The following is an 11,886-nucleotide window of genomic DNA, read 5'->3' as shown; positions in this document are numbered from 1 at the left end:
CAGTTCATTGCAACCCTTGAACGATTCGCTGCGCGATCCGCTCATATCCAGCAGAGTTTGGGTGGAAATGATCGGATGACAAATAGACACCGGGATCTTTTTCGAAAAGATCGAATGTCGGTGTCAAAACCATATTCTCCCCTTCGGCAATGCGTGCAGACGCCTTGGCATTCCATTCAGTAATTCCCAAATCTGCTTCGTCGCGTAGCGATTCAATATCCCCGAAAGGATTATATAAGCCCAGATAAATAATTCGCGCCGTCGGATTGATGTCCCGAAGTTCATCCAGCGCTTCGCCAAGTCGCTCTGAGGCGGCAGGCAGGGCAGTATCCAACGCGTTTGCATCGGGAGCTTCCGCACTTGTCTGCAAGGCTGCGCCGCCCTGGAACAGATCGTTTGCACCGATCGACAGCAAGATGACATTCGCTTCCTTCAATACGTAACGAACGCCAGGCTCGTCCAGCTCCGCCAATAGCTCTTGTGTAGTCATGCCGTTAATTCCGAGATTATTAAGAAAACGCACTTCGCGGTCGCCGCTCTGATCCAGCAAAGCCGCAGCTCGCCGGGCGAATCCCTGTCCCGTTGTGTCTCCTGTTCCTTTGGCAAGCGAGTCTCCGATGGCAACGATCCGGTAACTGCCGTCATCGGCCGAAGGAGCGCGTTCTGTCAAAGGAGCATTCGCAGCAGTATCGGTGTTTACAAGATTAGGCCGCGGAAACATCAGTTCTTTTGCTCCATATCCGAAGCCAATAACCAACAATAGGGCAGCGAGCGCCGAGAGTACAGCCGTTGTTCGCCATATCCACTTCCACGAATTCATGCTTCTCCTCCTTATATAAAAGACAACAAAACCTTAAGCTTTCGCGCATACACCACGTACATTACCTTAAGTGTTTGTGAAGCAATTTGCAAATACCCTTCGAAACTTTTTTCAGCTTCCACCAAAAAGTACTTGCCAAGCTATTTTAATTTATGATAGGATATTCTTTGTCGCCAGAAACAATCATTCAATGATAAACGGCGGCCGTTACAAGAAATATGGGACATTAGCTCAATTGGCAGAGCATTCGACTCTTAATCGACAGGTTGTAGGTTCGATTCCTACATGTCCCATTCTGTATATAATGAATGTATTGCAAGACCCCCAACCTCACCAAGAGGTTGGGGGTCTTTTTGTCAAAAAGTCCAACGTAACTGGAAACGAGAAGACGGAGAGGAAAATTCGTTCAAGACGCCTTTGAACTTGGAAAACTTCAACTAAAAATTTCAATCGACTTTTCCAAGTGAGACAGCGAATTGAACGGATTTTTCTCGGAGTCTTCTCGTTTCCCCCACCCACCCGCTCAACCAATAAACAACTGAACCCAATAGCCGTTATAATAGCCGACTCCTATCGAGGTGAAGCTCGGATTCAAAATATTGCTTCGGTGTCCTTCGCTATTCATCCATCCCTGCATCACGCTCTCCGGCGAACGCTGTCCCATCGCAATGTTTTCACCCGCCGTTCGGAACGCTACCTTTTGCAGCTTTAATAAGTTAAACGGAGAACCGTATGTCGGAGATGTATGGTCAAAGTATCCTTTCTTCGACATATCCATCGCTTTCAAGCGCGAAGCTTTCGCTGTACCTGCATGGATCGTAAGCGGCTTGAGCCCCGCTTTGCGACGTTCCAAATTCACCAGATACACGACTTTGGCGGTGAATTTCGACTTATCGGCAGTCGTTTTCGCATAGGCGGCTTCATAAGCGGTTTGAGCTTGCGCATGTTCGGCAGGAGCTAGGCCGGATACGCCGCTCAATATAAATGCAGAGGCCACAGCAATCAAGCTTAGTTTCCTGCTGAAGATGACTCCGACGTTTCGTCTTGCTTTTCGCTTTTTAACGCTTGGTGTGTTCATCGTCGTTCCTCCTCTTTTTCCTTGATGACTTTAGCTTTTCGTATGAAATTGGAATCTATATCCATTTACCCGTGGAAGCGGCCTGGGTAATCATCATGTCTCCCCAAACAAAAAGGTCCCGCTCGTAAGAGCCGGAACCGAAGGGGTAGGACTTAAATGTATGTGGTCTGCTAATTTTACAGCGCTTTGATGAATTTGCAGCCAAACTTCTCGAAGCCGGCATGCTGGTAAAACTCGTGTGCACCCAGACGATCTTCACGATTGATTCCGGTCAGGAACAGGAAACGGCATCCCGATTCCGTAGCCCAGGCTTCCGCCTGCTCCACCAGCAAACGGCCGATTCCGCACCCCCGGCAGTCCTCGTTTACGATAAGTCCGGCGATTTGAACCATCTGCGCTTCCGATCCACGCGCGGGAATCAAACGAAGGGCGATCATGCCTACCGGTTTACCGTCTTGTTCCGCCAAGTAAGTCTGATAATTCGGATTGTTTTCGCGTGATTCCAATTGCTCGCGCATCACGCTCGGCGTCGTAGGATACGACAGTTTTCGCATCAGTTCCGTCAGTACGGCAGCATCGCTGCAAGAAGCTTTGCGAAGATCCGCTGTTTTTTCCAGTACGTTAGTTGTCATCCGAATACTCCTCTTTTAGCAGACCGGCCGCTTCACGGGCACGACTGCGCGCAGTTTCCACATCTTCCGCCGCGCTAAGCGCGACAGCCATTCTGCGACCCGGCTTCGAATCCGGCTTGCCGAATATCCGAACCTGGGTACGCGGGATGCTCAAGGCTTCCGTCAGACCACCGACTTTGAAATTTTCGCTGGATCGAGTTGCTTTTAATGTTGCGGAAGCACCCGGTGTCAGCAGTTCGACCCCCGTGACGGGAAGTCCCAAAATCGCTCTTGCATGCAGCGCGAATTCCGACAGATCCTGCGTAGCCATCGTCACCATGCCGGTATCGTGCGGACGAGGCGAGACTTCGCTGAAAACAACGCCGTCTTTTGTCAGGAACAATTCAACGCCGAAAAGCCCATAGCCGCCAAGCTTATCCGTAATGGCTTTTGCAATCCGCTTGGCTTCTTCCAGCTTCCCCTTATCCATCTGGTGCGGCTGCCACGATTCCACGTAGTCGCCATCCTTTTGGATATGTCCGATCGGCGGACAAAACGACGTTCCGGATATGCTCCGAACCGTCAACAGTGTAATTTCGCTTTCAAAGGGCACAAATGCTTCCACGATCACCCGAGTGTTGTTTTTCGCTCTTGCGCCTTCCAGCGCGAATTGCCAACACTTCTCGGCATCTTCGGGCTTCTTGAGTACGCTCTGTCCTTTGCCCGAAGAACTCATGAGCGGCTTGATCACGCAAGGCGCGCCAAGCTCGTCCACCGCCGCTTTCAGTTCATCCAAAGTGTCCGCAAAACGGTACGCCGCCGTCGGCAGACCTAGTGTTTCCGAGGCCAAACGCCGGATACCTTCGCGGTCCATCGTCAATCTGGCCGCTGTTGCCGTCGGAATCACACGGAACCCTTCCGCCTCCAGCTTCTCCAACATCGGAGTTGCGATCGCTTCGATCTCCGGTACGATCAGGTCCGGCTTTTCCCGCAAGATCAATTCTCGCAGTACGTCCGCGTCCAACATATCGATCACATGACTACGGTGCGCAACCTGCATCGCAGGCGCACCCTCGTAACGATCGACAGCGATACATTCCACACCCAAACGTTGTGCTTCGATGACGACTTCCTTGCCCAGTTCACCGCTTCCGAGAAGCATGATTTTCTTCGCGTCCGCGGATAATGGAGCCCCCCACATCGTTGACCAACTCCTACGCTTTTTGGTTTGTCCTTATCTATTTTGTCTGCTGACAGACTGAATTGCAACCCTGTTCACTTAAATTTTTATGAAAAAATAGCGAAAACCCGCGAAAAATGTCGCAGGTTTTCGAACAATTCTTCCTTTTACAGAAAACGGAACTGGGCTTCGACCAAACCGTTGTAAATGCCGCCGTGCTGAATCAATTGGGCGTGCGTGCCTTGTTCCTTAATCTCGCCGTGATCAAGCACGATGATCTTGTCGGCATGGCGAATCGTGGACAGACGGTGTGCCACGATGAACGAAGTTCTTCCCTGAAGCAACACTTTGAGCGCCTCTTGGATTTTCAATTCCGTCTCCGTATCGATACTGGCCGTGGCTTCGTCCAGGATCAGGATACGCGGATCGGCAAGCAAAGCGCGGGCGAACGAAAGCAATTGACGTTGTCCCATGGAAAGCGCGCTTCCCCGTTCCTCCACCTCGGTGTCGTATCCGCCCGGAAGCGCCATAATAAAATCGTGCGCTTTAACCGCCCGCGTAACTTCTTCAATCTCCGCATCTGTCGCGTCCAGGCGGCCGAAACGGATATTTTCGCGAATCGTGCCCGAGAAAATAAACGTATCTTGCAACACGATTCCGATCTGCGCCCGCAAACTTTCCAGTTGGACGTCCCGCACGTCGATGCCGTCCAGCTTGACCATGCCTTCACTTACGTCGTAAAAGCGGCTGAGCAGATTGATGATCGTCGATTTGCCGGAACCGGTATGGCCGACGAGCGCGATGGATTGCCCGGCTTTGGCTTCGATGTCGATGCCTTTGAGCGCCTGGCGTCCAGGTTCGTACTCGAACACGACCTTGTCCAGATTGACGTCGCCCCGAATTTTCGGCAGGGGCTGCGCACCCGGTTTGTCGGCGATGCTGGGTTCTTCGTCCAGGAATTCGAAAATGCGTTCCGACGAAGCCATCGCCACGAGCAGTTGGTTATACATTTGACCCAGACGGTTGATCGGGTCCCAGAAGTTGCCGACATAGTTCGCGAACGTCACCAACAAACCGACCGTTACTTCGCCCTGCTGGATCAGGTAAGTGCCGTACCAGAACAAGATCATGGAGCCGACTCCGCCCGTAATCTCGATCATCGGTCCGAACGCCTGGTTCATGGTCGAAGCGCGGTTCCAGGATTTCCGGCTGTCCGCGTTCATGCCGTTGAAAAACTTCATGTTTTCTTTTTCCTGCGTATAGGCTTGAGTCACGCGAATGCCCTGGATCGCTTCGTTCAAGTGCGAGTTGATCCGGGAGTTTTTGATGCGGACGTCTTGCCATGCCATCCGGATTTTTTGACGCAGCTTGGTAGAAATGAAAAACATGATCGGAACGGTAATCATCACGGCAAGTCCCAGTTTCCAGTTGATCAGCAGCAAAATGACCATGATTCCCGCCAACTGAACGCAGTCGATCATCGCGTTGACCGCGCCGTTCGTAAACAAGTCTTGCAGCGAGTTGACATCATTTGTCACCCGTACCAATACCGATCCCGCCGGACGCTTATCGAAAAAGTTGAACGAAAGTTTCTGGATATGCGTGAATAGCGAAGAACGGATATCGTAAATGACTCGCTGTCCGATCACGTTCGTATACTTGATTCGGAAAACGTTGGCGATCCATTGGATCAGATACAATCCGAGCACCGATGCCGTGACGATATACAATAACGTCCGGTCGCCGGTTTTGATCGCTCCGTCGATTGCCACGACCCCGGTCAGATACGGAACAGCAAGTTTCGTGACGGTTCCGAGAATCGTCATAATCAAAATAAGCGGCAGCATCTGTTTGGCGTACGGACGCATATACGAGAACAGCCGGCCAAACTGTTTCCAATTGAACGCCTTGTCGATATCGTCGTCGTCCTTATAAACGAAACGGCTTTGGTTAGGGTCGCTCTGCGCTTTTTTGCCGAGCTTGGGGTTGAACTTTTCTCCGTGGGTACTCACAGGCTTCCCCTCCCTTCATCGTCTTCCGCCGTTCGCGCGATATGGTCGGCGTATTGAATGCTATAGACTTCTTGGTAAGGACCCGGCTCGGCAATCAACTGTTCGTGACGGCCCCGTTGCACGATATGCCCTTCGTTCAAAACGAGAATTTCGTCGGCATGGCGAAGCGAAGAAATGCGGTGTGCGATGATAAACGTGGTCCGTCCTTTCATTACCTCTTGGAAACCGGCCTGGATTTCGTGTTCCGTCTCCATATCAACGGCACTCGTCGCATCGTCCAGGATCAGGATTTTCGGATTTTTGAGCAGCGCACGCGCAATCGCGATCCGCTGCTTCTGGCCGCCGGACAAGCCCATGCCGCGCTCGCCGACTACGGTATCGTAGCCATCTTTCATTTCCATGATGAAATCATGGGCTTTGGCCAACTTGGCCGCGCGGACGACGTCTTCCATCGGAACGTCGTTCATTCCGTAACCGATATTGCCTTTAATCGTCGACGAGAACAAAAAGGTTTCCTGGAAAACGGTCGCGATCTGTCCCCGCAGATCTTCGACGCGGATATCCCGGATATCGACGCCGTCAAACTTGATCGATCCTTCCGTGACGTCGTAAGCACGCATCAGAAGCTGGATGATCGTCGATTTGCCGGCTCCGGTTCCGCCGAGCAATCCGATCACTTTGCCCGGAGGCGCATCCAGACTGATATCATGCACCGCGTGCAGCTTGTTGCCGTAAGCGAATCCGACTTTTTCGAACGTCACCTGTCCGCGAACCGTATCCGGATCGAGGGCCAACGCATTTTCTTTGTCGCGAACGTCGATCGGCCGGTCCAAAATTCCTAGCACCCGTTCGCCGGAAGCTTCGGATTGCGTATAGTTGTTGATATGGAACCCCAGGCCCCACATCGGTCCGATAATGTACCAGATCAGACTGAAGAAAGCGACCAGTTCGCCGATCGTCAGCGTTCCGCGAATGACCATCGTGCCGCCGACGCCGAGCAGAAGTACGGCGCAGCCGGAAGCCAGAAGTTCCATCACCGGGAAGTAGCGGCTCCAAAGTCCGGAAGCATGCAGCTGATTGTCTTTGTACCGGTCGTTGCGCAGCGAAAATTTGCCGACCTCGTGAGGTTCGCGCGCAAACGCTTTGACGGTACGTACGCCGGTGACGTTCTCCTGAACAGCCGTCGTCAGCGATCCCAGCGCAAGACGCATTTCCTGAAAAGCCGGATGGATTCGCGATTCGAAGCGAATCGCCACGAATACCAGCGGCGGAATCGTGATCAGCGTCCACAGCGTCAACTGCCAATTGATCGACAGCATCATCGCGGCGCCGAAACCGACCATTAGGAACAGGTTAAGAATTTGGGCGAACCCGAAGCCGATAAACAAACGGATCGCTTCCAGATCGCCGGTTAGGCGGGACATCAGATCGCCCGTTCTGGCCGTGTCGTAATAGCGGAACGACAGAAATTGCAGCTTCTCGTAACAAGCGTTACGCAGCCGGTAAGCCAGAAAGTTACCGAGACGCGCGCCGAAGAAGCCATGCAAAAACTGCATGAGCGCTTTGAGCGTCACCACGCCGACCACGGCCAGCGCAAGCTGAGGCACCAATTCGAAATTGCGCGGTGTAATCACATCATCAATCAAAATCTGAAGTAGTTTGGGGTACACCAACCCCAGAGCAGTGGCGATTGCCAGAAAAAGAATCGAGACGAACATATACGTCTTCTTTTCCCAGTAATAGTCCTGCAGTCGCCTGAGAACGTTCATGTCTTTCCTCCTCGTTTTCGGGATGCCGAATTTTTTCCGGTTTCCCAATTTCCGTATACGGTTGCAATGCTTGAGCATAATGCAGTGTATCACCCTGCCTTTATCCCGGCAAAGCGAGTAAAAAAGCGTATTTCGGCAAGGGAACGGCTCAGCATTCGACTGGTGTTGTCAGCGCATTCATTTATACAAAATGGTCTTGTATCCTCGCTTATTCGGCGACTTTGGGGAATTTCGAAAAATATGGCTCGAAAAATTCGAAAACGCTTTAACCTTTTTCAAAAAACAGTCTTTCCGCATAATCAAAAAAGCCCGGTACAACCGCCTATTCTATACACTTTTCCGACAAAAACAGGTTCAATATTGCGACATCGCTAAATCAAAAAGACCGCTTCTATTTAAATGACCAGCAAGGTGCATGCTGTGCATTCGAGTAGAAACAGCCTTTCCTCATTCTATTAAAATCACCAAAAATGCTCATTTGCAAAAATATCCGCCTTGCTCCACATCTTGCCTGGGGACGCGTCATAAATCGCCCAAGGCACACGTTGACTTGAGCGATTTGCAGTCACGCTGCCATATTCCCGATAGTCTACCGTATGTTCGTTGGCGGCATTGCCCCAATGATCCCAGCCCGCCGGGTGAATATGGCTTCCCATTCGGCAATCGGCAAATACCGTTCGGGCATAAGCTCGCCACGGGCGACCCAGGTAGACGGATGAAGAAGCGACGTCGGGGGCAGCAGTCAGTACACATTGGCGAAAGATATAGCCGAAGGACTGCTGCTCGGGTGTCGAAGCGGCTGTGATATATCCCGCCGACTCCCGATTCGGACGAGCCAGACTATGCAATTCGCATTGCTCGAAATAAGCGCAAGCCCCACCGAATATGTAGTCTACAGTTCCTTCAATCCGGCAATTCACGTACAGCTGTCGATATTGCTCATGATGCTGGCGAATTTCGATGCCTCCAAATGCCGCGCGTTTTTTCGGAGCAGGGGGAAGGGGGCCGGTGAACAACGTATCCTGATGCCCTTTGAATATGCAGGAGCGAAAAACAGTCCGGTCGCAGTAAGCCGTCACGGCGATCGCTTGTCCGATAGGCTCTCCCTGACCCGCCGTGTTGGAGACCGTTATGTTTTCCACCCACAAATCGCTTCCGCCCAAAAAAAGGGTCGGCGTGGCAAAGGTTCCGATCTCTTCGCCGTCCGCTTCCTTTTCCCGGGCATAACGATCCATTTCGATATTCACTTGGCCCACGCCGATTATCCTCAGATTGGACCGATGAATTTGAAGTTGCTCGCGATACGTTCCCGACAAGACGTACAACGTTTCGGGGATTTGCGGATCGCGGCGCTCAAGCTCTTCGACCGCCTCTCTTATCGTGGCATATTCGCAAAAAGGTACTGTACCGACCCATATCGGCATCCGCGTTTCCTCCGTTCGTTAAACACTACCTGACTCCGAACACCGTTCCTCCCCCTGCCCATGCAGCGGCATCGATGGCCGCTTGAATGCCATTCGTCGAAGATTGCCGCGCGTTGGGGAGGGCTCCGTAATCGCTAACGTTGTACATCGCCACGTCGGTTCGCTCCCTCCGCTCCAACAGAGGACGCTTCGGTCGGTTGCTTAGTCTTGTGCACAGATTGAGCAGGCTGGGAAAAGTGTTGGCTTGACGCGTCGTTATTCGGCATTTTTGGCAGCAACAGTTCGTACTCGACACACGCTTGCAAAAAGGCGCCCAGCCCTTTCTGGTCATTGGTAACGATCGGTTCGCTAATATAGTAAGCAAAGCTGCCGTCACGCTTGTCCGCGCCGCCGAGTCCCGCAACCTGGCAGTTTTTGTTCAGGTTGATCCAGCCTTCTTTCGTTTCGAGCACGAATTCGTCGATCAGTCCGCGGAAAGCCAGATCCAAAGGCTCCCGCCAACTGTCGTCCAGCACGCCGAGACGAATGCCTTTTGCCATCGCATAAGCGATCATGGATGAGGCGGACGCTTCCAGATAGTTGCCTGTTCGGCCGCCCTGGTCGACGATCTGATACCACACACCGGAATCTGCATTCTGATAGGAACGCAGCGCGGTCAGCGTGTCTGTCAGCATCCGCCGCAGTTCCGGAGCATCGGATTGGCCTGCCGGAAGCAGTTCCAACGTATCGGCGAGCGCCATCACGAACCAGCCGAGCGAACGCCCCCAGAAGTGCGGAGACAATCCCGTTTGCGGATCGCACCACGGTTGAACCTTTTTCTCGTCCCAGGCATGATAAAGCAGTCCGGTTTTCGTATCCTTCGTATGCTTTTCGCACAGCAGGAATTGCTTCGTCACGTCTTCCAACCCTTCGCCGCCCGCGTACTCCAATTGATATTGCAGATGGAACGGCGAGCCCATATACAGTCCGTCCAGCCAGATCTGATACGGATAAATCCGTTTATGCCAAAAGGCGCCTTCGGATGTGCGGGGATGGCTGGCCAATTGTTGTCGCAGCAGATCGGCCGCCGCGCGGTATTTGGCTTCGCCCGTTTTCTTATGGAGCGCGAACATCAACTTGCCGTTGTTGATATGGTCGATATTGTACTCGTCCTGGGCGTAACCCCGGATCGTACCGTCCTCCTGCACGAATTCGTCCATCTGCTTTTGCATGTACAGGAAGTATCGGTCATCGCCGGTGCGACGCCAAAGCGCTTCGAAGCCTTTTAACACGACGCCGTAATCGTACGACCATTTGCCTCCATGCCCGTTGCATTCATGCAGCAGCGGGTTTCGTTCCATGATCGATTCAGCCGTGCGCACGGCCCAACTTTGTTTGTTCAAAGCGGTATGCTGATCCATAGGTTCCTCCTTTGTTTACGATTGAACTTCTTTGTAAGCGGATTCATATTCAGCAATGATCGCATCGCCTCCGGATTTTTTCCAACTTTCCACGGCAGCATCGAATCCTGCACGGTCAAGCTCGCCCAGAATGTATTTATACGTCGCATCCGTGATCGTTTTTTGCAGCTCGGAGCCTTGCGTGTTATACGTCTCCGATTCGAGCGAATACGCCGGGTTCAGCACCGCGTAGTTGGCGTTGTCGGCAATCAATTTGTCGGATTCTTTTTTCAACGGATCAGCGTCATGAATCTTAAACCCGCTTTCTTTCGGACGGCTGGCCGAGAACGGTTGAACTTCCTGCTGCCACAGATCCGTATTCGTAATCGTCGCCGCATCCTGGTCGTCCACGGTATAGTGCGTGCCTTCGATGCCGTAAGTCATCAGTGCATAGACGTCCTCATCAAGCAGATCGTTGACGAACTTCAGCACTCTTTTCAACTCGGCTTCGTCTTTCACTTCGGACCTCGGGAATGACAGCAGGCCGCCGATGCCGTTGTTGGCTGCCCAGATCGCCCGATCCGCTTCGTTGCCGGTGGAGGTGATATCGTTGACGAGCACCAGCTCCATATCGTCTTGGATGCCTTTTGCCATGTTCAACAGGTTTTTGCTATCAAAGATCGCGCCCACGTAGATGCCTGCACGGCCTTGAGCGAACTTTTGTTGCTGGTCGGTTTTGGCGGTCACAGCGAAGTCTTGATTGATATATCCTTTTTGATACAGTTCTTTCATATAATCCATCGTGTCCACGTAACCCTGGGTCATGAACTCCGGCGTCATTTTCCCATCCGCGCTCACTTCCCAGATGTTCGGCGTACCGAAGTAGGAACTGAGCGTTTTGAACGCCCCGTAGATCAGATCGCTGCGATCCACAAAGCCTGTCGTGTCGTCTTTGCCGTTACCGTCGGGATCATCTTCGGTGAACGCCCGGGCGACTTCCATCAGCTCTGCGGTCGTATGCGGTGTCTCCAAGCCCAGCTTGTCGAGCCAGTCTTTGCGGATGGTGACACCGTTGCGCGCCAGATCCTTTTGGAAAGGAACCCCGTACAGCGTACCGCCGATCGAAGCCGAACGGCGCGTATCTTCGGAGATTTTGGCCAGATTCGGATAATCGTTCAGATACGGCTCCACTTCCCAGAACAACCCCGACTTGAGCGAGTTGCGCACGGACGAGTTATCGAGCAGCGTCAACGTCACGATATCGGCCAGCGAGTCGGAAGCCAGCGAGGTATTGATCCGTTCTTCTTTCGAAGCGTCCGGAATCCAGGAGAACTGAATATCGGTATTCGTTTTCTCTTCGATCTTGTTCAAAATGGTATCGGTCGGCGGGGAAGCGGTATGCAGGATATTCAGCCAACTGATATTCGCTTTGGAATTTTCGTCGTACGGCTCGCCGGACGCCGCTTGATTGCTACTCGCGCCCCCTCCGCAAGCACTCAGCAGAAGAATTGTGGTACACAGCAGCAGCGCACCCGTTTTACGGGCTTTTCTCGCAACTTTTTTCATGTGATTACCCCTTCTTTTTTGGAATAAAATCTTTTCACGCCCCAGCA

At 52.5% G+C, this 11,886-nt stretch carries 10 protein-coding genes and 1 tRNA gene; 1 reads left to right on the top strand and 10 read right to left on the bottom strand.

Annotation, left to right across the window (positions count from 1 at the left end):
• Positions 1-4: 4 nt before the first annotated feature.
• Positions 5-820 (bottom strand): GDSL-type esterase/lipase family protein, encoded by an 816-nt coding sequence (locus WKI47_RS12475; RefSeq protein WP_340227433.1) that lies wholly within the window; start codon positions 818-820, stop codon positions 5-7.
• 220 nt (positions 821-1,040) lie between these two features.
• Here WKI47_RS12475 and WKI47_RS12470 point away from each other — a divergent pair.
• Positions 1,041-1,113, top strand: a tRNA-Lys gene (locus WKI47_RS12470).
• Positions 1,114-1,343: 230 nt separating this feature from the next.
• Here the strand turns inward: WKI47_RS12470 and WKI47_RS12465 are convergent.
• From WKI47_RS12465 to WKI47_RS12425, 9 genes are all read right to left on the bottom strand, one after another.
• Positions 1,344-1,898, bottom strand: a complete 555-nt coding sequence (locus tag WKI47_RS12465) for a CAP domain-containing protein (RefSeq protein WP_425355456.1) — start codon at positions 1,896-1,898, stop codon at positions 1,344-1,346.
• Positions 1,899-2,074: 176 nt separating this feature from the next.
• Entirely contained in the window at positions 2,075-2,530 is a 456-nt protein-coding gene (locus WKI47_RS12460) for a GNAT family N-acetyltransferase (RefSeq protein WP_340227432.1), read from the bottom strand.
• Positions 2,520-3,710 carry a formate-dependent phosphoribosylglycinamide formyltransferase gene (purT, locus tag WKI47_RS12455; protein WP_340227431.1) on the bottom strand — a complete coding sequence of 397 codons (1,191 nt, stop codon included), beginning with the start codon at positions 3,708-3,710 and terminating at the stop codon, positions 2,520-2,522. The genes WKI47_RS12460 and purT overlap by 11 nt, the downstream gene beginning before the upstream one ends.
• A gap of 146 nt (positions 3,711-3,856) precedes the next feature.
• Positions 3,857-5,701: an ABC transporter ATP-binding protein gene (locus tag WKI47_RS12450; protein ID WP_340227430.1), complete on the bottom strand. Its 1,845-nt coding sequence runs from the start codon at positions 5,699-5,701 to the stop codon at positions 3,857-3,859.
• Entirely contained in the window at positions 5,698-7,470 is a 1,773-nt protein-coding gene (locus WKI47_RS12445; protein WP_340227429.1) for an ABC transporter ATP-binding protein, read from the bottom strand. Before WKI47_RS12445 ends, WKI47_RS12450 begins: the two co-directional genes overlap by 4 nt.
• A gap of 461 nt (positions 7,471-7,931) precedes the next feature.
• Positions 7,932-8,888 carry a pectinesterase family protein gene (locus WKI47_RS12440; protein ID WP_425355459.1) on the bottom strand — a complete coding sequence of 319 codons (957 nt, stop codon included), beginning with the start codon at positions 8,886-8,888 and terminating at the stop codon, positions 7,932-7,934.
• A 31-nt stretch (positions 8,889-8,919) separates the two neighbouring features.
• Complete coding sequence (locus WKI47_RS12435) at positions 8,920-9,048, bottom strand: hypothetical protein (RefSeq protein WP_340227427.1); 129 nt, start codon at positions 9,046-9,048, stop codon at positions 8,920-8,922.
• Positions 9,029-10,294, bottom strand: coding sequence for a glycoside hydrolase family 88/105 protein (locus WKI47_RS12430; RefSeq protein ID WP_340227426.1), 1,266 nt, complete (start codon positions 10,292-10,294; stop codon positions 9,029-9,031). Before WKI47_RS12430 ends, WKI47_RS12435 begins: the two co-directional genes overlap by 20 nt.
• Positions 10,295-10,309: 15 nt before the next feature.
• A complete protein-coding gene (locus tag WKI47_RS12425; protein WP_340227425.1) occupies positions 10,310-11,839 on the bottom strand; it encodes an extracellular solute-binding protein in 1,530 nt (509 codons plus the stop codon).
• Between the last annotated feature and the right edge of the window lie 47 nt (positions 11,840-11,886).

The organism is Saccharibacillus sacchari (assembly GCF_037722395.1).
GTDB classification, from domain to species: Bacteria; Bacillota; Bacilli; order Paenibacillales; family Paenibacillaceae; genus Saccharibacillus; species Saccharibacillus sacchari_A.
Note: the sequence above shows the minus strand (reverse complement) of the source record. Positions and strands in the feature narration are given on the sequence as shown.